This window comes from Butyrivibrio sp. AE2005, assembly GCF_000686965.1.
Taxonomy (GTDB): domain Bacteria; phylum Bacillota; class Clostridia; order Lachnospirales; family Lachnospiraceae; genus Butyrivibrio; species Butyrivibrio hungatei_A.
Map to the genome: position 1 here is coordinate 23,061 of NZ_JMMD01000015.1, position 22,396 is coordinate 45,456.

The following is a 22,396-nucleotide window of genomic DNA, read 5'->3' on the forward strand; positions in this document are numbered from 1 at the left end:
TGAAAAAAGGTCTTGGTCATAGTAAGATCGGGGGCTTTAACAAGACAGAACTTTAGCATAGAAAATCGGAGGTAGTAATGGAAGCTTTTTTGATATTAGAAGACGGAACAGTCTTTGAAGGCAAGCACATAGGTGCAGATAAAGATGTGATAAGCGAGATTGTTTTTAACACATCTATGGCAGGATATACAGAGGTATTCACAGATCCTTCCTACGCAGGACAGGCGGTATGTATGACTTATCCGCTTATCGGAAACTACGGAGTTTGTCTCGATGATATGGAATCAGAGAGACCCTGGGTTGATGCGATCATCGTAAGAGAGCTTTCTCATATACCTTCAAACTTCCGCTGTGACATGTCCATTCAGGACTTTATGGATAAATACGAGATTCCCGGAATCGAAGGAATCGATACAAGAAAACTTGTAAGAATTCTCAGAGAAAAGGGAACAATGAACGGTATCATCACAACAAACAAGAACTTAAAGTACGATGATATTAAGGAAAAACTTCACGCTTATACAACAGGCGATGTTGTAAGCAAGGTTTCCTGCAAAGAAAAGAAGTTCTTAAAGGGTGTTTCAAGCCTTGAAGAGAACGGACCTCTTTCAGGAAGTGCGGTATTTAATGCAGAGAACTACAAGGCCGATCTTGCAGGAGATCATTCAAAAAGAGAAAAGAGACCTGCAATCGTTAAAGAACTTAACGGCAAAGGTCTTAAGGTAGCGCTTCTCGACGTAGGTGCCAAGAAGAATATCGCTGATTCACTTGCAGCAAGAGGATGTGATGTTACAATCTATCCTTCAAATACAACGGCCGAGGAGATCCTTAAGGACGCTCCCGACGGAATCATGCTCTCAAACGGCCCCGGAGACCCGAAGGAGTGTGTGGATGTTATTAAAGAGGTGAAGAAACTCTACGATTCAGAGACACCTATTTTTGCAATCTGCCTTGGACATCAGCTCATGGCGCTTGCAACAGGTGCGGATACATTCAAGATGAAGTATGGTCACAGAGGTGGTAACCACCCGGTAAAAGACCTTTCAAACGGCAGAGTTTACATCTCATCACAGAACCACGGTTATGTAGTAGACATGGACAAACTTGATAAGAACGTGGCTGAGCCTGCTTTCATAAACGTTAACGACGGAACAAACGAAGGACTTGCTTATGTTGGTAAGAACATCTTTACAGTGCAGTTCCATCCCGAAGCATGCCCCGGACCACAGGATTCAAGCTATTTGTTTGACAGATTTATAGATATGATGAAAAAAGGAAAAGTAGGAGGTAAGAACTGATGCCAAAGAATAAGGATGTAAAAAAGGTACTGGTAATCGGTTCAGGACCTATCGTAATCGGACAGGCTGCTGAGTTTGACTATGCAGGAACTCAGGCATGTCGTTCACTTAAAGAGGAAGGAGTAGAGGTTATCCTCGTAAACTCCAACCCCGCTACAATCATGACAGATAAGGACATTGCCGATGAGGTTTATATCGAGCCTCTTACAGTCAAGGTCCTTGAGCAGATCATTGAAAAAGAAAAGCCCGACTCAATCCTTCCCACACTTGGAGGACAGGCAGGACTTAACCTTGGTATGGAACTTGATGAGTCAGGATTCCTTAAGTCACATGGCGTAAAGCTTCTCGGAACAACAGCCGAGACAATCAGAAAGGCCGAGGACAGGCAGGAATTCAAGGACACCATGGAGAGAATCGGTGAGCCTTGCGCAGCATCACTCGTTGTTCATAACGTACAGGACGGTGTTGAGTTTGCTAACAAAATCGGATATCCCGTAGTTCTTCGTCCCGCGTTCACACTTGGTGGATCGGGCGGCGGTATCGCTCACAATCAGCTTGAGTGCGAGGAAATTCTTGAGAACGGACTCAGACTTTCACGTGCAAATGAAGTTCTCGTAGAGAGATGCATTGCAGGATGGAAAGAGATTGAGTACGAGGTAATGCGTGACTCAGCAGGAAACTGCATCACAGTATGTAACATGGAGAATATCGATCCCGTCGGTGTACATACAGGTGACTCCATCGTTGTGGCTCCTTCTCAGACACTTTCAGATAAGGAATACCAGATGCTCAGAAGCGCAGCTCTCAACATCATTGATGAGCTCGAGATCACAGGTGGATGTAACGTTCAGTTCGCTCTTCACCCCACAAGCTTCGAGTACTGCGTAATTGAGGTTAACCCTCGAGTAAGCCGTTCATCTGCACTTGCTTCTAAGGCAACAGGTTATCCGATTGCTAAGGTTGCGGCTAAGATCGCGCTCGGCTATACACTTGATGAGATCAAGAATGCAATTACAGGTAAAACATATGCAAGTTTCGAGCCTACACTTGACTACTGCGTAGTTAAGTTCCCGAGACTTCCTTTCGATAAATTCATCACTGCAAAGAGAACTCTTACAACGCAGATGAAAGCTACAGGTGAGGTAATGAGTATCTGCACCAACTTTGAAGGTGCCATGATGAAAGCTATCCGCTCACTTGAGCAGCATGTTGACTGCCTTACAAGCTATGACTTCTCAGAGCTTGATGATGAAGAACTCAGAGAGCGTCTTAAAGTTGTAGACGACCAGAGAATCTGGGTTATCGCAGAGGCACTCAGAAGAGGAATCTCACACGAAGATATCCATGACATCACACTCATCGACATCTGGTTCATTGATAAGCTTCATTCACTTGTTAAGATGGAACTTAAGCTTCTTAGAATCGGTGAGAAGAATACAATGGGTAAGGATGCAGACCTTGCGGAAGCAAAGAAGATCATCAGCTTTGAGACACTTCTTGAGGCTAAGCGTCTTGAGTATCCCGATGCTGTTATCAGCAGATTTACACGCTTCTCTGAGGATGTGTTAAAAGAGCTCAGATATGACTACAACATCAAGGCTACATTTAAGATCGTTGATACCTGCGCGGCTGAGTTTGCGGCTGAGACACCTTACTACTACTCAGTTTACAACGGACCCGATTCAGAGGATGAGGCAGCACTTAAGAGTAGCACTGACAAGAAAAAGATCCTTGTACTCGGTTCAGGCCCAATCAGAATCGGACAGGGTATCGAGTTCGACTATTGCTCTGTTCACGCAACATGGGCATTTAAGAAAGCCGGATTTGAGACAATCATTATAAATAACAACCCAGAGACTGTAAGTACAGACTTTGATATTGCCGATAAGCTTTATTTCGAGCCTCTTACACCCGAGGATGTTGAGAATATCGTAAGACTTGAGAAGCCCGACGGAGCGGTTGTTCAGTTCGGTGGACAGACAGCTATCAAGCTCACTCAGGATCTCATGAAGATGGGCGTAAAGATCTACGGAACAGATGCTAAGGACGTAGATGCGGCAGAAGACAGAGAGATCTTCGATCAGATTCTTGAAGAGACTCAGATCAAGCGCGCACAGGGTGCTACTGTTTATACTGCAGAGGAAGCAAAAGAAGTTGCCAACCGCCTCGGATATCCCGTACTCGTAAGACCTTCTTACGTACTTGGCGGACAGGGCATGCAGATTGCTCTTTGCGATGAAGAGATAGAAGAGTTCATGAACATCATCAACAGATATGCGCAGGATCATCCTATCCTTGTAGATAAGTACCTTCAGGGCGTTGAGACTGAAGTTGATGCGGTTTGCGACGGTGAGGATATTGTTATCCCCGGTATCATGGAGCATATCGAGAGATCCGGTATCCACTCAGGAGATTCAATCTCTGTATATCCCGCACAGTCTCTTTCCGATAAGGTTAAGCAGACAATTGCAGAGTATACAAGAAGACTTGCAAAAGCACTTCATGTAATCGGACTTATAAATGTACAGTTCATTGCTGTAGGGGATGATGTTTATATCATCGAGGCTAACCCGAGATCATCACGTACAGTTCCTTATATCAGTAAGGTAACAGGTATTCCGATCGTTGACCTCGCTGCAGAAGTAATGCTCGGAAAGAAGCTCAAAGACCTCGGATATACACCCGGACTTCAGCCTGAAGCGGGTTACGTGGCTATCAAGATGCCCGTATTCTCATTTGAGAAGATCAGAGGCGCTGAGATCAGTCTTGGACCTGAGATGAAGTCTACAGGTGAGTGTCTCGGCATCAGTAAGAACTTTAACGAAGCTCTTTATAAGGCATTCCTTGGTGCGGGAGTCAACCTTCCTAAATATAAGCAGATGATCATCACTGTTAAGGATTCCGATAAGGGCGAGATCATCGATATTGCAAGACGTTATGAGAAGCTTGGCTATATCATTTACGCTACAAGATCAACGGCTGATACGCTCACAGAGAACGGCGTAAAGGCAAGAAAGATCAATCGTATCAACCAGGAATCACCTACGGTCATCGACCTTATACTAGGACACAAGATCGATCTTGTTATCGATACACCTACACAGGGAAGAGATAAGAGCCGTGACGGATTCCTTATCAGAAGAACCGCTATCGAGACAGGCGTAAATGTTATTACAGCCCTTGATACCGCAAAAGCCCTTGTTACAAGTCTTGAGAACGAGAGCACGGAAGAAGGACTTGAGCTTGTTGATATCGCAAAGATTTAAGCGGTGCTAAAGTATATAAAATATTAAGTTATAACTGGTTAAAATCAGTATATTTCTAAGTAGTTTAATTCCCGGTCTTATTTGGTTAAGGCCGGGAATTCTTTATTCTGAAAATGTGATGATATAAATTTCTTTTTAACATTTATTCCCCGAGAAGCGCCAAGATATGCTATAATTATGCAATGAGCTATGGGGAAAAAATATGTCTAAATTAATCTACGAAAATTCGCTTGGAATACAAGAAAATATTAAAGATTTTGTGTGTGAGCACATCGCCGAGATATCTTTTGAGAACAATGCCATGAGGCTTTCGGGCAAAAGAGTAAATGATATGCCGGTAGTTTTGTGGTGTCCTGTTTCTTTTCCTGCAGATATCAAGGTTGAATGGGAGTTCAGACCGCTTAAGGAGCCCGGAGAAGCTACGTTTATTTTTGCGATTAAGGATGAGAATGCTTTTTATGTCTCATATTTCAGAAGAAAAAACGATAAAGACAGGGCTTTTCATATGTGTAAACTCATAAAGGACAAAGGGGAGTTTATCGTGGCGGAAGGGCCGGATCCTATTCCCGATGCGTCGGAAGATCTTCCATGGTACAGAATGTGCGTTATTAAGCAGGGAAACAGGGTGACTTTTTCAGAAAATGAGACAGTTATTCTTGATTTCAGGGATGACGGTATTACCAGCGGAGATATACTTACGGGCGGAAGCATCGGATTTAAGCAAAGCAGCGAGCTTACAGCCGAGTATAGGAATCTCAGGGTTACTTGGATATAATATTAAGCGAAATATTTTGTATATCTTAATGATAGGGAGATGTGAACGATGAAAATACTTGTAATAAACGGGCCTAATCTGAATTTTCTTGGGATCAGGGAGAAAGCAATCTACGGAAATCAGGATTATGACTATCTTTGCAATATGATCAAAGAGAAAGCGGATGCTGAAAAAGATGAAGTAATTCTTTTCCAGTCCAATCATGAAGGCGCGATAATAGACAGGCTCCAGGAAGCGTATTTTGACGGAACCGACGGAATAGTAATAAATCCGGGCGCATATACACATTACAGCTATGCCATTCACGATGCTCTAAAGAGTCTTGAGAATATCACAAAAGTGGAAGTGCACATTTCGGATATCAGTTCCAGAGAAGAGTTTAGAAAAGTGTCCGTGACAGCACCTGCCTGCGATAAGCAGATATATGGACACGGTCTTGACGGTTATCTTGAAGCGATTGATTATATTAAAGAGATCAAGCTTAAATAAATATATTATATAAGGCTAAACGAACGCTTTAGATAATGATTTCTAAAAAAATAATTTATAAATATAACCACGAATGATTGACTTATGCTTATAATGTGTTAAATTGTTAAGGAGATATTACGTATGTGAATAAATATTTCTTTAAAGGAGTTATAGTATGAAAACAATTATAAGAATGAGTGCACTTGTTTTCGCGGTATTATTTTTGAACATAATATGTACAGTGCCTTCACACGCGAGTGATACAGATGATTTTGATGCAGAATATTATGCCAATGCATATCCCGATGTTCGTGCGGTTATTGGAAGCAAACCGATAGATCTTTACTGTCATTACCTCAATTTCGGAATGAATGAGGGAAGATTTAAGAATGCTGCAGAAGAGGCAACAGGCGTGGCTTCTTGTTCAATCGATACATATGTTGATGTTGATATCGCAAACCAGACGATGACCTTTTACAAAGACGGAGAGGTCGTTTTATCATCATCTTGTGTTACAGGTAATCCAAACACGGGTAATTCAACTCCGAAGGGCAGTTTTGTTTTAAGAACCAAGATTCCGGGAAAATATCTTGTCGGACCTACATGGAACGTATGGGTTGACAGATGGATGAAATTTACGGGAAATGTCGGACTGCATGACGCCGGATGGAGAAGCAAATTTGGCGGAAATATCTATAAATCCGACGGATCTCACGGATGTGTAAATCTTCCTACCGAGACGGCTTACGAATTGTATGATATGATAGACGTAGGTACGGCGGTTATCGTTCACTAAAATATTTTGAGGGGAAATGAGATGGAAATTGATCTGTCTGCAATTACAGGATCGGTAAATAAGTATTTAAACTCTATATCCGATACCAATAAGCTTCTTGCGCAGAAAAAAAGCGAGACGGCTTTTGATCCCAATCTGAGCGGCCTTTTTGAAAAGTATCTTAATAAGGCTATGCTTGATGAAACGCAGAAGAAAACCGAGGGCATTTCAGGTGAAGGCGCATTTAAGTCGTTGCTTGGTAGCATGGATCCCCCGGCAGCTTATCCATATAATTATGATAAGGCAGATATTTCGCCTGCAAAAAATACAGCAACTACAGCTGAATCGGATAGTGCAAGGCGTATAGATACAACCGTTCCGTTTCCCAAGTATGATATAGGCAGCATGATCGCTGACAATATCGCTTCACACAGTAGATTTAATACTGATGTAATTAAAGTATCGGAGCATCAGACACAGAGAGAAATTGCTGCAAACAGCATGAATCCGTTCTATACAAATATGATACGCAGCTCAATATTTGATATAGATAATAACGGAGAAGATGAAAAAAATAGTTGAAAAATCAAATCCTATAGTTTAATATAAACTAGTTGTTTGATGTAAAGTTTTAGGAGGATTATTATATGATTTCTGCAAGTGATTTCAGAAATGGTATGACCATCGAAATCGATGGCAATGTATGTCAGATTATTGAATTCCAGCACGTTAAGCCCGGTAAAGGCGCTGCTTTCGTAAGAACTAAGCTCAAGGATATTATCAACGGTGGTGTTAAAGAGACAACTTTCCGCCCCACTGAGAAGTTCCCTGCAGCTCGTATCGACAAGAAGGATATGCAGTATCTTTATCAGGATGGAGATATTTACAACTTTATGGATTCCGAGACTTATGAGCAGATCGGACTTACAGCAGATCAGATCGGAGATTCTCTCAAGTTCGTTAAAGAAAACGAGATCTGCAAGGTTAACTCTTATAACGGAAACGTATTCGCAGTTGAGCCTCCTATGTTCGTAGAGCTTACTATTTCAGAGACTGAGCCCGGATTCAAGGGTGATACAGCAACAGGTGCTACAAAGCCTGCAACAGTTGAGACCGGTGCTACAGTAGCAGTTCCTCTCTTCGTTAACGAAGGAGACGTAATTAAGATTGATACAAGAACCGGCGAGTATCTTTCAAGAGTATAATCTGGACACAATACCTAACTGACACGTAAAACGGTCATATTAAATTTATAAAGAAACAAATGTAAGACAATAGATTTCGCATTTATATATGCGCAAGCTATTGTCTTTTATTATTTTTAGGAGAGATATTAATGAGAAATATTATAGTAAATAATGGAAATATTGATTTAAGTTTCTTTGGAAGCTTTGATGGCGTTGAGGATAAATTGTCATTTAAATTAATTGGTATTAAAGATAATTTGGAGTATCTTGAAGATATTCCCTACCGTAAATTTGAAGATCTTGCAATGGTGCCTATATGTATGGTAAGAAACGCTGAAATAGGAGAAGGACATATTACCATAAAGAATTCGCATCTGGATCTTTGGGGAATAACCTATGACAGATTATGGGAAAACCTTATAGAGAATGCTGCAAAAATATCCCGGATAAAGTTGGTAAGTATGTCTGATTTTCTTGGTGAAGAATATATTAACGATTCTGGGTTTTTACAAAATATCATCATAGTTTCTAACAAAGAACAGAATTATGGAGCAGGTGCCATATTATATCCGGGAGTACTTGAGAAAATATCCGATAAATACGGGAAAAACCTGTATGTTCTTCCTGCATCGGTGCATGAAGTCTTGGTTTTGCCGGAACGAGGCGATGAAAATGAAGCAGAAATGCTTGAATCAATAGTGCGCCAAGTCAACGCAGGAGTGCTTACAAGAGAAGAATTTTTGAGCGATAAGATTTATTACTATGAAAAAAGTGTAGGAAATCTCGCCGTTTGTGAATAAGTGTGCGCTGAAACGTGCATAAATACTGAATATATATTATACTTTATTTTATCTTCATTAAATGTTAAAATATATATTGTAATTAGATTAATTGTTTTGCAACAAAATATTATGCACAACAACGCATAGAGGGTAGGGGTAGATCATGAAACGAAAAAGAAGAAATCAAGTAACAGGATGGAGAAACGACAGACAGGGGGTATTGGCAGTGTTTGCCGATAACAAGAAGTTTCTTATGCCTGGAATCTTTTTGGTAGCAGTTCTTATAACTGTAGCTGTAGCACATAAGGCAAATACTATGGCATCTGAGTCGGCACTGAAAGTAAACAAGGCTTCCATGGAAGATGTAAAAGAAGTTGAAGAGATCAAGATGGAAGAGTGTAAGGATCAGAAAATAATCGATCTTGTTAATACATATTATCAGGCACAGGCTGAAGGAAATAAGGATGTAGTAAACAGTATTTACAAGGGACTTGATGATACACAGGGACTTAAGGCAGAGGCAATATCACAGTTTATTGAGAAGTATGAATCTATTACTGTATATACTAAGCCCGGTCCGGTTCCCAACAGTTACATTGCATATGTGTACAATATGGTTAAACTGGTAAATTATGATAAAGCTCTGCCCGGTCTTGAAACGTTGTACATCTGTACAGATGAAAACGGGGATTTATATTTTGATGCTTATTCTGAAGATCAGATGATCATTGATTATATTAAATCTCTTAGCGTACAGACTGATGTTATCGATCTCAATAATAAGGTTGCGTCTGAGTACAATGAACTTATAAATTCGGATGAGAATCTTGCAGCACAGCTTACAGCTATGAGGAATGATCTTAAGTCAGCTATGGGAGAAGCCATGGTTAATCAGGCAAATGCCGATGCATCTACAGATGAGGCGGGTGATGCTGCTTCTGAAGAGGCATCACAGGAACCGGAGGCGCCTACTACTCATACTATTAAAGCAAGAGAAGTTGTTAAGATCAGAAAAGGAGACAGCACAGATGCCGAAGAACTTGGTAAGACTGAAGCCGGCCAGGAACTTGTAGAGATCGAAGCTCAGCCTAACGGATGGAGTAAGATCGAATACAATGGCGGAGAAGCTTTCGTAAAGACAGAGTTCTTTGATCGTGTTGATGAGCAGGCGGGTGATGGACAGAATGATTCATCCGATACAACGGAAGCTAATAATAATGCAGATAGTGCAAATGGAAAATTAGGAAACAAGAAGATCAAAAATGATGCAGTAAATCTTCGTAAAGGACAGGGAACGGATTCTGCTGTACTTGCTTGCCTTGACAAGGGAGTAACCGTAAGTGTTATCGAAAATTGCGATAACGGTTGGTCAAAGGTTGAGTATCAGGGACAGACAGGTTACGTAAAGACAGAATTTATTGAGCAGTGATACGGAGGTAATTAAAGATTTAAAAAATATACACATCGGCTGGAATCATTAAACCTGTAAGTTCGCTCCGGTTGGACATTGCAATGCCCATATGGTATTATTGTTGGGTATGCACCCGTAGTCTAATGGATAGAACGGAGGCCTCCGACGCCTTTAATGCAGGTTCGATTCCTGTCGGGTGTATTTGCTTTGAGAGTGTAATGCATTCTCTATTAAGAAACGATCAGGGGTAGAGCATGAAACAAAGAAAGCGTAGTCAAGTTACAGGCTGGAGAAATGATAGAACCGGTATTTTGGCGATATTTGCCGATAATAAGAAGTTTCTCATGCCGGTTATTTTTTTTATTGCGGTCCTTATAACTGTAGTAATTGTATTTAAGGCAAACCGCACGGCTTCTGAAGATGCATTGGCGGGTGATAATTCTTCGGTTGGAGAAGTGAATGAGATTCAGGAAATCACAATGGAAGAATGCCAAGATCAGAACATAGTAGATCTCGTTAACAGATATTATCAGGCTATGGCTGACGGAAATAAGGAAGAAGTCAATAATATCTACAGAGGACTTGATAATACGCAGGGACTTAAGGCAGAGGCTATATCCAGATTTATCGAAAAATATGATTCAATCAAGGTATATACAAAGCCGGGGCCGATTCAGAACAGTTATATAGCATATGTTTATAATATGGTTAAGCTGTATGATTATGACAAGGCTCTTCCGGGACTTGAAACACTTTATGTATGTACAGATGAGAATGGAGAAGTGTATATTAATGGTGATTCAGAGGATGAGACCATCATTAATTATATTAAGTCTCTTAGTGTTCAGGCTGATGTAATCGATCTTAACAATAAGGTTGCGTCTGAATATAACGAGATGATTAATGACGATGAAAATCTTGCGGCACAGCTTACAAACATGAGAAAAGATATTCAGGCTAAGGTGGCTGAAGCAATGGTTGATCAGTCATCAGGAGATGCATCTGCGGACAACTCGGGAGAGGCTGCTTCAGACGGAGCTTCTATGGACGCTGAGGTGCCAACTACTCACACTATCAAAGCTAAGGATAATGTAAAAGTCAGAAAAGGCGACAGTACGGACGCCGAGGAAATCGGTAAGGTTGAAGCCGGTGATGAACTTACAGAGATTGAAGCACAGCCAAATGGTTGGAGTAAGATCGAATATAACGGCGGCGAAGCTTTTGTAAAGACAGAATTCTTTGAAAGAATCGATAACGGAACCGAAGTTGGTGAGGGACAGGCAGATACATCATCAGATGCTGCATCGAATTCAGCAGACGGTAATGCGACAGCCAAAAATGAAAGCAAGAAGATAAAAGGTGACTCTGTCAGACTGCGTAAGGGACAGGGAACCGATTCAGCTATCCTGGCTACTATGGATAAGGGCTCAACTGTTAAGGTAATCGAGGGATATTCTAACGGATGGTCAAAAGTTGAATATGATGGAAAGACAGGATATATTAAGAGCGAGTTTATCGACGGCTGATAAGTAAGTTGTCGTCGGGCAGGGGTAGATCATGAAACGAAAAAAGAAAAATCAATCTGCAGAAGTGAGAAATGTAAGGCATAGAGAAGGGTCGTTTTTTTCCGACAATAAAAACATTTTTATGCCTATAATATTTTTTGCCGCTGCATTTGTAACTGTAGCAGTTTCATATAAGGCAAATCTTATGGTGTCCAATTCTGCACTTAAGGCCGGTAAAGCCTCCATGGGCGGATCAAATCAGATTGAGGAGAGCGCTCTTGAAGAGTGTACTGATCCCGATATAATTAATCTTATCAGCAGGTACTATACTGCCATCATTGAAGGCAATGCGGATGAAGTAAACAGTATCTACAAAGGATTTGATAATTCGCAGGGAATAAAGGCTGAGGCTTTAAGCGAAATCATTGAGAGATATGATTCAATCAGGGTATATACTAAGCCCGGTCCCGTTCCCAACAGTTATATTGCATTTATATATCAGCTGGTAAAGCTTGCTGATTACGACGAAGCATTACCCGGTTTGGAAACGCTGTATATTTGTACCAACACGGAAAACGGAGAGTTATACATATGCGGTGATACGGATGATCAGACGGTCATTGAGTATGTTAAAGCACTGAATGCCCAGGCAGATGTGATCGATCTTAACAATAAGGTTTCATCTGAATATAATGAGATACTAAATTCTGATGAATCTCTTTCATCGTTTCTTGCGGCAAAGAGCACTGCAATCAAGAAGAAAGTGGAAGATGGATTGGAAGATAAGGCAAAGGCCAATGCTGCAATTGCTGATGAGAAAAAGAAAGAAGAGTGGCAAAATATTGATGCGCACCAGGTGCGTATTATCAGAGCTACCGATATTGTAAATATCAGAGCGAGTGACAGTACAGAGGCAGAAGTTATTGAGAAGACTGAGATAGGTAAGGAATATCAGGAAATCGAGAAACTTCCCAACGGATGGAGCAAGATCTCTTATGAGAGAAATGGAGAGACCATTGAAGCATATGTAAAGTCGGAGTATTTTGAGCTTATCGATGACGGAACCGGTGCAGATGATGAGCAATCCGAAGATGCTGCAAATGATGCTTCTTCAGAATCTACAGATAACAGTGCAGAAGATAGTTCGTCAGATAAAAAAGACACTGATGATAAAAACACTGATACTAAAGATAACAAATCAGATGGAAAAGGCGAGACAAAGACTGTAAATGGAGATTCAGTCAGACTCCGTAGCGGACAGGGAACAGATTCCGCTATTCTGACCAGCATGGATAAGGGAGCAACTGTTAAAGTGCTTGAGAATCTTCCATCCGGATGGTCAAAAGTTGAATATGAGGGACAGACAGGATATATTAAGAGTGAATTTATCGACCAGTAATACGGAGGTTGTTGAATGTTTGGACGATTTAAGGTGGGAATCATGGGCACCGGCAGGATGGCTGAGCTCATGGCAATGACACTCAAATCAATGAGAAATGTGTCATGTTATGCTATTGGTTCCAGGACAAAAGAAAGTGCCGACAGCTTTGCGAAGAAGTTAGGCATAAAAAAAGCATACGGTTCATATCAGGAATTGGTAAAAGATCCCAAGATAGACCTTATCTATATTGCGACACCTCATTCTGAGCATTTTAAGAACGTAAAACTGGCTCTTTTAGCCGGAAAAAATGTATTATGTGAAAAAGCATTTATGCTTAATGAGAAACAGGCGGATTTGGTATTTAATTACGCCGAGGAGAACGGTATTTTTCTTTCTGAGGCTATGTGGACAAGATTTCATCCTATGCGTAAGAAGCTTCAGGAAATACTTGAGAGCGGCGTTATCGGTGAGCCCAATATGCTTACTGCGAGCCTTGGATATAACGTTGCCGATAAAGACAGGATAACAAAACCGGAGCTTGGAGGCGGTGCTCTCCTTGATCTTGGTGTATATACGCTTAATTTTGCTTCTATGGTGTTTGGCAATGATGTTGATGATATTATTTCCGTTTGTACCTATAACGATGAAGGAATGGACATGAATGACAGCATCACCATAAAATATAAGGATGGTAGGATGGCTGTGCTCAATGCTTCTGCGCTTTCTATGAGCGACAGAAGTGGTGTCATTTATGGAAGCAAAGGCTATATTATCGTAGATAACATCAATAATATCGAAGGAATTTCGGTATATGATGAGAATCACAATGAGGTTGCATATCATAAGCGTCACAGGCAGAAGACCGGATACGAATATGAGATTGATGCCTGTGTGAAGGCTATACAGCAGAAATTGACGGAATGTTCCGAAATGCCTCATTCTGAGTCTCTCATGATGCTCAAATTTATGGATTTTATTAGGAAAAGAAATGATATAACATTCCCCGGGGAGTGGAAAGGAATTGATGAAATAGATGAAGATGAGTTTTATGAAGAAGCCGAAGAGGACGATTTTGAATAAGCTATAATTAAACGGTAAAAAAAGTCAGTTGAGCGGAAGAAATATGAAAAAAGAGTTTTTTTTGGGGACACTTGTATTTATATTCTTGTGGGTTAGTTTTCCTGTGTCCGGTCATGCCGATGAATATGATGATAAGATCGCAGAGTCAGAGAGAGAGATCTCCGATCTGCAGAGGCAGACTGATGAAGCCAGAAAAGCTATAGAAAATCTTCAGGGTGAAAAAGAGAAGACAAAGTCGAACGTAGAAAATCTTAAGAATCAAAAACAAGGTTTTCAGAATCAGATCAATGATTATTCCAACAAATTAAATGTTATAAGTAAGGAAATATCGAACAACGAAGCTGAGATGGATGCGGTTTCGGAAAATATAATCAGGTTGTCAAATGAGCTTTCCGAAGCAAAAGCGCAGGAAGAAGAGCGCTATAAGAATCTTAAGCTTCGTATAAAGGCAACTTATGAAAAAGGCGGAGATAAGGGTGTATTGCAGACTCTCTTGGGTTCCGGCTCTTTTCGTGATTTTTTGACAAGGTTTGAATACTTAAATGCGGTAGTTGCCTATGATAATAAGAAAATCAGCGAATACAAGGCTTTACAGAGAGAGATAGAAGCGAAGACCGATGAAGTTAAGCATGAAGAAGAAAGACTTCAGTCCATACAGAATGAGCTTGATAATAAGCAGGATACATTGGAATCTTTGACAGCAACTGTCAACGGACAGTTACGGTCGACAAACAAAACGCTTAGTGACGAAAACGGAAAGCTTGCGGACTATGATAAAGAGCTTGCAAGACTTGACCAGCTTCAGAAGGAACTGGCTGCTAAAGTTGCTTCCGCACAGGCTGAGTATGCAAAAAGACTTACCAACAGACCTAAAGAGAATACAGGTGGTGCTTATGCCGCTTCGGATTCCGAACTTTTGTGGCTGGCGGCTACAATACAGGCGGAAGCTGACGGAGAGTCCTATGAAGGAAAGCTTGGTGTCGGTTCTGTTATAATGAACAGGGTAAAGAGTTCGGCTTTTCCCAATGATGTTGTCGGTGTTATTACTCAGAATATGCAGTTTGCATCATATCGCTCGGGTAAAGTTGAACTTATTATGGGTAGAGGTCCCAATACTATGTGCTTAAAAGCAGCACAGGCAGTTTTGGGTGGCGCCCGTACAGGTGATTATCTTTTCTTTATGACAAGGTACTGGGCCGATCATTATGGAATAGCTGAGTATACCATGGTAGGTAATCATGCATTCTTTTACAAGTGGGTTGTCAAGGAGAAACCTCCGGAAGAACCACAGCCAGAGGAGCAGCAATCGCAGCCACAGCCTGAACAGAATCAGGAAGCTCCTGCGGAAGAGAACAATGAAGAAGAAAACCATGACGAGGATTCGGGCGATGATTCAGATGATGATTCGAACGATGAGGATGACAGCGATGACGAGTAAATATCTTCACTTGAAAAAAGCGGAAAGATTTTTTTGATTTAATGTAATAAAGACTATTGCACTTTAAAAGTCTAAAGCGTATAATACCATTCAGACAATGATGTTTGCGCAATGGGGCGTGGAGACCACTGGTTTCCTACGCCCTTTTTCTATTAAGGAAAGACGGTGTGCAGATACATTATGAATTGTGTTAATATGAGTTTTTACTCAGTAATTAAATGTTTTATGTGCTTTTGCACAGGAAGGAGAACCAAAAAATGTCATATGTAGATGAGATTTACGACTATGTCGTAGCAAAGAATCCTGCTCAGCCTGAGTTCCATCAGGCAGTAAAAGAAGTGCTTGAGTCACTTCGTGTTGTTATTGAAGCTAACGAGGACGAGTATCGTAAGGATGCTCTTCTTGAGAGACTTGTAACTCCCGAGAGACAGATCCTCTTCAGAGTACCTTGGGTAGATGATAAGGGACAGGTTCAGGTTAACAACGGTTTCCGTGTACAGTTTAACTCAGCTATCGGACCTTACAAGGGAGGACTTCGTTTCCATCCTTCAGTAAACCTTGGTATCATCAAGTTCCTTGGTTTCGAGCAGATCTTCAAGAACTCTCTTACAAGCCTTCCTATCGGCGGTGGTAAGGGTGGTTCTGACTTTGATCCTAAGGGTAAGTCAGACAGAGAAGTTATGGCATTCTGCCAGAGCTTCATGACAGAGCTTTACAGACACATCGGTGCTGATACAGACGTTCCTGCCGGAGATATCGGTGTTGGCGGACGTGAGATCGGATATATGTACGGTCAGTACAAGAGAATCAGAGACGTATACGAAGGCGTACTTACAGGTAAGGGCCTTACATATGGCGGATCTCTTGCTCGTACACAGGCTACAGGATATGGACTTCTTTACCTTACAGAGGAGCTTCTTAAGTGCAACGGCTCTGATATCAAGGGTAAGACGGTTGCAGTTTCAGGTGCAGGTAATGTTGCTATCTACGCTATCGAGAAGGCACAGCAGCTTGGTGCTAAGCCTGTAACATGTTCAGATTCAACAGGTTGGATTTATGATCCCGAAGGAATCGATGTTGAGCTTCTTAAGGAAGTTAAGGAAGTTAAGAGAGCACGTCTTACAGAGTATGCTGCAGCAAGAAAGTCTGCTGAGTATCACGAAGGTAAGGGTGTATGGTCAGTTAAGTGTGATGTAGCTCTTCCTTGCGCTACACAGAACGAGCTTCTTCTTGAGGATGCTAAGCAGCTTGTAGCTAACGGTGTTCAGGCTGTATGTGAGGGTGCTAACATGCCTACATCTATCGAGGCTACTGAGTATCTTCAGGCTAACAAGGTTCTCTTTGTTTGTGGTAAGGCTTCAAATGCAGGTGGTGTTGCTACATCAGCTCTTGAGATGTCACAGAACAGCGAGAGACTTTCATGGACATTCGAAGAGGTTGATTCTAAGCTTAAGCAGATCATGGTTAACATTTTCCACAGCATTGATGATGCAGCTAAGAAGTATGGCATGGAAGGCAACTACGTTGCAGGTGCTAACATCGCAGGCTTCCTTAAGGTTGCAGAGGCTATGAAGGCTCAGGGTATTGTTTAATAAGTATTCTTCATAAAATATTAAATCATATAAAGGCTGTCACACCAATTTGGTGCGGCAGCCTTTACTTGCTCGATCCCTGTCCCAAGCTATCCGTTTGAAGGCGGTTGTTTTTCACCATAAGGCAATAAGGCGGATTTTCTTGTTGCCAAGTATGTTGATATTCAAGGCATAAAAAGACTTAAGCTTTTATTCTTCGCTCCAAAACTCGCCCATAAATGGGCTCAAACAGTTGGAGCGAGAACAGAATGAAAGCTTAAGTCTTTTTATTGCTCTTGAATATTGCAACATACTTAAATACTGCGAAAATCCGCCTTATTGCCTTATGGTGAAATATCTACGTTTCTAAACGGATAGCTTGGGACAGGGCTGTCTACGAAATCAGGATTATGCCAAAATCAGTTTTTACATATCTTACTAATATCGAGGTGGTTGCAGATTAGCCCACCAATGAGTCCGACGATGATTCCGCTTACGGTGCCGGTAATCCACAGGACAACCAAGTACCAGAGGACGTTGGTGGTGCCGGTTACGAACATAGCTACGATGATCTGACCGATGTTGTGGGTTACACCGCCTACGGCACTTACACCGATGGGGCTGAATTTGCCGGTCTTTTTAAATAGAATCATGATTATGGTGCTGAGTAGACCGCCTACCAGTGAGAACATGAAAGCCATTAGGGTTCCGAAGAGCATGGATACTATGGCAATTCTGACGAAGTTGATAAAGAGTGAGCTCTTTTCACCCATAGAATATAGGGCGACTACTACTACGATGTTTGTAAAACCGGGTTTGATGCCCGGAACGGCAAAGAAGGCCGGAAGCTGCATTTCTACATAGCCTAGGATTATTGCGAGTGCGGTAAGTACGCCGTAGATTGCTGTTTTACTTGTTTTGGTCTTTATATTCATAAATTCTTTTACTCCGATATGGTGTCAAAGTTATTGTTATCTTTGGTATTTCCCTTTATTTCGATTACTACTTTGTTGGGAAGGCATATGATAGACTGGCCGCTTTTGTTGATATAGCCCATGCTGACACAAAGCTTGTCGGGACATGATGCATCTGTAAGATGAGCTTTTCCGTCTTTTACCTCAAGAATATTCTCGCCTCCGTGATATCCGCCGATGTTGTAAACGGTATCTTCGTCAAGGGGAAAAGATGCGACTTCCTTTCCATCGACACTGACGACTACTGTTGCACCTTTTTGGGAAAAAAGAGAGATGCCGATCAGCATGACGACTGAAGTAAGTGTTAAAAAGATTATGAGAATAAGATCATTTTTTTTGAATAGTTTTTTATCCACTAAAAGCCTCTCATATAAATAATTTCAAACTAAAGTATATCAGAAAACATTGCAAAAATAGCATTTCAATTATGAATGTGGTAATTGTTTTCGTCTTTGAAAAAACGGGTTGCATTTTTGTTTTTTATATGTATAATAAATTTCTGTCAGTTTTCTGCTGACGAAATCTTGGATATTCATCCGGGATAATTCCACATTTTTTAATCAATATTATTTATTACTGTTTGGCGCGGTAAAAGTCTGCTTTTTTCCGTGCTTGATGAGTATGGAAAGGAACGAAATGAATTTAAGAGAACGTTGGGAAAAGCAGAATAATTCAGTCAAACTGCTTATGAAGAAACTTAGAAGACACGACACTTTTGTTGTAACTGTGGCGGTTGTTATTGCACTTGTCTTGTGCGGAGGACTTATCTATATGAGTACTCCCGTTGTTGCGGCGAGCGCAAGGGATCAGGTTGTGCAGAAGGAAAACAAGAATAACGAAAAGACTACTGAGAAGCTTGATGAACTTCATAATTACCTGACGGATATTGATAAGATGATCGTTAAGAATCAGAAGGGAATCGATTCTTATTATGAAAAGACCAGGAATGATCGCCTTGAGGGTGATAAAAATACAGATGCGGTCAGTGAGAAGGTTACCGGACTTGGTACGAATCTAAAAGATATTCATACTTCGGTAAACAGCACAGAGACCAGAATTGAGAGCCTTAAAGAACTTATCGAAAACGGGAACGGCGAGACAAGAGAAAAGGCAGCCAAGGAATTTGATGAGATTGGAAGAGAGCTTGAGAATATAAAAAATGAATATGAAAATGTAAAGAAGCAGAATAAAGAGCTGATGGAAGACCTCGATAATGAGATCAGAACCGAGGTGAAGAATGGCGATGACAAGATATCAACGGATTCACTTACAAGATATGAGGAGCTCCTAAAGAAGCTTACAGAGTTAGATAAGGAACTTGAAAAAAGAAATATGGATTCTGTTTCGGATTTAAAGAGTGAATTTCAAACTTTGAGTGAAAACCTCGGAAAAGAGATAAATGAAAAGATTGATGATTATAATTCTGAGAATAAAGCGATGGGCGAAGCGCTTGACCAAAAGATAGAGAATTATAATTCAGATAACAAGGCAATGGGAGATGCACTCGGTCAAAAGATAGAGAATTACAATTCGGACAATAAGGCTATAGGTGAATCCCTTGGACAAAGAATTGAGAATTATAATTCGGATAATAAGGCGATGGGAGATGCTCTCGGTCAAAAGATAGAGAATTACAATTCGGGCAATAAGGCTATAGGCGAATCCCTTGGACAAAGAATTGAGAATTATAATTCGGATAATAAGGCGATGGGAGATGCTCTCGGACAGAAGATTGAAAATTATAATTCGGAAAGCAAAGCACGCGGAGATGCGCTTGGCCAAAAGATAGAAAACTACAATTCTGAAAGTAAGGCAAGAGGTGATAAGATTGACCAAAGAATTACCAATATCAATGCCGACATAAACAAAAATATAAGCACAAATATGGATGGTATTAAGGGCTATATCGATGCGAAATCCGCAGGAATAAACAACAAGCTCGACCAGGTTTTTCAGCGTGTGAGTAATGGCAAAAAGCTTTTGGCATCCGCATTACTCACTAAGGGTGTAAAGATAAAAGAGGATGCCACATTTATGGAATTTGTAAGAGCCATAGAGAACATACCTGCACAGGTTGTTATCGATTCCGGTGATACCGCGGCAAGTATCGAGTATGATTATCACTATCATAAAGACGGAAGAGGGCAGACCTGCGGCGATAATTATGTATCAACGGACAGATATGGCGGATGTTACACGACACCTGTATATCACAGACATACCGATGCGTGCTATAGTACAAGTAACGTGTATGTCATCAGTACAAATAAAGATACAAGGCGACGCGGTCATGTAAAAGATTATTCGGACGGAACACCGGTTTTTTCGTATGAGTGTAAGCACTGTGGAATAAGGTTTAACAATACCAACGGCTGGCATGAAGAAACTGTTTATTCACTTGATGAAGCTAAGGATAGGGATGGCGTTGTAGTAAGAGTTAATTCACAGACAATAATGGTATGTAATAAAAATGAGAGCTACGTTGAAGGGTATTCTCCTTCCTGCGGTTTTGCTCATGGACAGGTGGTTTCGGCTCACATTAAGTTCAATGGCAGGTATTCGGGATATAATTCGACAGTGCCTGCAATAAATGCATCGAGGTCACTTAGGACAAGTAACATAGCTACAAGAGCCGTGACAGCGCCCTTTGGGGATTTCAGGCTTAGTAATTCTGAGATGCAATCACGTATTGATGCATTAAAAGACTATGAGGAGTCTTCAGATAACGATGGTAGCGACAGTGAATATTCAGATTCTCCGGAAATTTCCGCACCTGAGAGTATAAAAGAAGATGTACATAGCGAAGATGAGAAAGTTACTCAGAACGCAGGAACTGCCGAAAATGTCTGCGAAAAGCCGGATGATAAAACATGTAACAAAGAAGGAACGGCTGAATCAAATATGGAAACAGGCGTGGCGTGCGAATTGATAAAAAATCTGAATAATGGTAATGATGTACCGGAAAAGGAAGATGCATCGGCGGATAGTAGCGAAGAAACTGCAGATTATAGTGGAAATGCTGAACAGAGTAGTGGTATCGAAGAAAAAGAGGATTGTGAGACTACGTTACCGGAACGGGGCGCGGGTGAGCAAATAGGAATCAAAGTCAGTGATATAGCGTTTCCTTGACATTTTGATATTGTGTTAATAGAATATACTTTGTTGTAGTAGATGTAGCACAGACTAACATGTGCGGAATGGAGTACAAATGACAAAGATTGATATTATATCAGGATTTTTGGGTGCCGGAAAAACCACCCTTATAAAGAAACTTCTTAAGGAAGCGCTTAACGGAACCAAGGTTGTTCTTATTGAAAATGAGTTTGGTGAGATTGGTATCGACGGCGGCTTTTTGAAGGAGTCCGGAATAGAGATCACAGAGATGAATTCAGGTTGTATCTGTTGCTCGCTTGTAGGAGATTTTGAGACATCTCTTAAGGAAGTTATGACAACATATGCTCCTGAGAGAATTCTCATTGAGCCTTCGGGAGTTGGTAAACTTTCAGATGTAATGAGAGCAATTCAGAATATTGCCGATGCAGATGACAATATGGAACTTAACAGCGCGGTTACTGTTGTTGACGTATCTAAGGCTAAGGTTTATATCAAGAACTTCGGTGAGTTCTTTATTAATCAGATTGAGAATGCCGGAACCATTATTCTTTCAAGAACAGATAAGGCAGATCAGAAGAAGATCGAGGAGGCGGTTAAGCTTATCCGCAGCCACAATGAGAAGGCTACCATTATAACAACTCCTCTTGATGAGATAACAGGAAAAGAGATCCTTGATACATTCGAAGGAAACAGCGATCTTGAGGCAGAGCTCCTTAAGCTTGTAATGGAAGAGGCTGAGGAACATCACCATCACCATCATCATCACGGAAACCACAAAGAGGTTAACGAAGATGGTTCTGTAGTATACAGAGCACATCATCACGACGATGAAGATGAAGAAGAGCATGGACATTGCTGCCACCATCATCACGACGATGAGGATGAAGAGGAGCACGGACATTGCTGCCACCATCATCACGATGAAGATGAAGAGGAGCACGGACATTGCTGCCACCATCATCACGATGAAGATGAAGAAGAGCATGGACATTGTTGTCACCATCATCATGACGATGAGGACGAAGAAGAGCACGATCATTGCTGCTGTCATGGTCACGGGCATGATCACGATCATGCGGCTCATGAGGTGTTTACAAGCTGGGGAATGGAAACTCCCGTTAAGTATACGGCTGACGAGATCAAGGATATGCTTGAAAAGCTTGATGAAGACTCTGATTACGGAATTGTTCTTCGTTCTAAGGGCGTTGTTCCCGCAACAGACGGCACATGGATCGAATTTGACTATGTTCCCGGCGAAGCTGATGTAAGAAGCGGCGCTGCCGATGTTACAGGAAAGATCTGCGTAATCGGTTCAGGTCTTAACGAAGATAAACTTGAACAGCTTTTCCGCAAACTTTGATAAGGAGA

The 22,396-nt window shown here is 41.2% G+C and carries 18 protein-coding genes and 1 tRNA gene; 17 read left to right on the top strand and 2 right to left on the bottom strand.

Features of this window, described 5'->3' with window-relative positions:
* The first annotated feature begins 77 nt into the window (after positions 1-77).
* The 15 genes from DL92_RS0110810 (at position 78) to gdhA (ending at position 16,961) form a co-directional block, all read left to right on the top strand.
* Positions 78-1,298, top strand: coding sequence for a carbamoyl phosphate synthase small subunit (locus DL92_RS0110810; RefSeq protein WP_026515514.1), 1,221 nt, complete (start codon positions 78-80; stop codon positions 1,296-1,298).
* On the top strand, positions 1,298-4,564 hold the full coding sequence (gene carB / locus DL92_RS0110815) for a carbamoyl-phosphate synthase large subunit (RefSeq protein ID WP_026667709.1): 3,267 nt from the start codon (positions 1,298-1,300) through the stop codon (positions 4,562-4,564). Before DL92_RS0110810 ends, carB begins: the two co-directional genes overlap by 1 nt.
* A gap of 202 nt (positions 4,565-4,766) precedes the next feature.
* The gene (locus DL92_RS19010; protein WP_051625307.1) at positions 4,767-5,339 is read left to right on the top strand and encodes a DUF1961 family protein; all 573 of its coding nucleotides are present in this window, start codon (positions 4,767-4,769) and stop codon (positions 5,337-5,339) included.
* A 48-nt stretch (positions 5,340-5,387) separates the two neighbouring features.
* A complete protein-coding gene (locus DL92_RS0110825; RefSeq protein WP_026667710.1) occupies positions 5,388-5,828 on the top strand; it encodes a type II 3-dehydroquinate dehydratase in 441 nt (146 codons plus the stop codon).
* 157 nt (positions 5,829-5,985) lie between these two features.
* The gene (locus DL92_RS0110830) at positions 5,986-6,606 is read left to right on the top strand and encodes a L,D-transpeptidase (protein ID WP_026667711.1); all 621 of its coding nucleotides are present in this window, start codon (positions 5,986-5,988) and stop codon (positions 6,604-6,606) included.
* 21 nt (positions 6,607-6,627) lie between these two features.
* Entirely contained in the window at positions 6,628-7,167 is a 540-nt protein-coding gene (locus DL92_RS0110835) for a hypothetical protein (RefSeq protein WP_026667712.1), read from the top strand.
* 65 nt (positions 7,168-7,232) lie between these two features.
* Entirely contained in the window at positions 7,233-7,790 is a 558-nt protein-coding gene (gene efp / locus DL92_RS0110840) for an elongation factor P (RefSeq protein ID WP_026655502.1), read from the top strand.
* A 131-nt stretch (positions 7,791-7,921) separates the two neighbouring features.
* Positions 7,922-8,572, top strand: coding sequence for a DUF5688 family protein (locus DL92_RS0110845; protein ID WP_026667713.1), 651 nt, complete (start codon positions 7,922-7,924; stop codon positions 8,570-8,572).
* 145 nt (positions 8,573-8,717) lie between these two features.
* On the top strand, positions 8,718-9,983 hold the full coding sequence (locus DL92_RS0110850; RefSeq protein WP_026667714.1) for an SH3 domain-containing protein: 1,266 nt from the start codon (positions 8,718-8,720) through the stop codon (positions 9,981-9,983).
* A 111-nt stretch (positions 9,984-10,094) separates the two neighbouring features.
* Positions 10,095-10,166, top strand: a tRNA-Arg gene (locus tag DL92_RS0110855).
* A 53-nt stretch (positions 10,167-10,219) separates the two neighbouring features.
* A complete protein-coding gene (locus DL92_RS0110860; protein WP_026655499.1) occupies positions 10,220-11,491 on the top strand; it encodes an SH3 domain-containing protein in 1,272 nt (423 codons plus the stop codon).
* 31 nt (positions 11,492-11,522) lie between these two features.
* Positions 11,523-12,869: an SH3 domain-containing protein gene (locus DL92_RS0110865; protein ID WP_026667715.1), complete on the top strand. Its 1,347-nt coding sequence runs from the start codon at positions 11,523-11,525 to the stop codon at positions 12,867-12,869.
* 15 nt (positions 12,870-12,884) lie between these two features.
* Positions 12,885-13,931 (top strand): Gfo/Idh/MocA family protein, encoded by a 1,047-nt coding sequence (locus DL92_RS19015; RefSeq protein ID WP_051199037.1) that lies wholly within the window; start codon positions 12,885-12,887, stop codon positions 13,929-13,931.
* Positions 13,932-13,974: 43 nt separating this feature from the next.
* Positions 13,975-15,369: a cell wall hydrolase gene (locus DL92_RS0110875; protein WP_026667716.1), complete on the top strand. Its 1,395-nt coding sequence runs from the start codon at positions 13,975-13,977 to the stop codon at positions 15,367-15,369.
* A gap of 257 nt (positions 15,370-15,626) precedes the next feature.
* Positions 15,627-16,961, top strand: coding sequence for an NADP-specific glutamate dehydrogenase (gene gdhA / locus DL92_RS0110880; RefSeq protein WP_026655495.1), 1,335 nt, complete (start codon positions 15,627-15,629; stop codon positions 16,959-16,961).
* Positions 16,962-17,359: 398 nt separating this feature from the next.
* On the opposite strand, the gene DL92_RS0110885 is transcribed toward gdhA, so the two are convergent.
* Both DL92_RS0110885 and DL92_RS0110890 read right to left on the bottom strand, forming a co-directional pair.
* Complete coding sequence (locus DL92_RS0110885; RefSeq protein WP_034462035.1) at positions 17,360-17,875, bottom strand: Gx transporter family protein; 516 nt, start codon at positions 17,873-17,875, stop codon at positions 17,360-17,362.
* Positions 17,876-17,883: 8 nt separating this feature from the next.
* Positions 17,884-18,270 carry a NusG domain II-containing protein gene (locus DL92_RS0110890; RefSeq protein WP_026667718.1) on the bottom strand — a complete coding sequence of 129 codons (387 nt, stop codon included), beginning with the start codon at positions 18,268-18,270 and terminating at the stop codon, positions 17,884-17,886.
* A gap of 280 nt (positions 18,271-18,550) precedes the next feature.
* Between DL92_RS0110890 and DL92_RS0110895 the strand changes: the two genes are divergently transcribed.
* Both DL92_RS0110895 and DL92_RS0110900 read left to right on the top strand, forming a co-directional pair.
* Positions 18,551-21,043, top strand: coding sequence for a coiled-coil domain-containing protein (locus DL92_RS0110895; protein ID WP_026667719.1), 2,493 nt, complete (start codon positions 18,551-18,553; stop codon positions 21,041-21,043).
* A 79-nt stretch (positions 21,044-21,122) separates the two neighbouring features.
* The gene (locus tag DL92_RS0110900; RefSeq protein ID WP_026667720.1) at positions 21,123-22,388 is read left to right on the top strand and encodes a CobW family GTP-binding protein; all 1,266 of its coding nucleotides are present in this window, start codon (positions 21,123-21,125) and stop codon (positions 22,386-22,388) included.
* Positions 22,389-22,396: the final 8 nt, after the last annotated feature.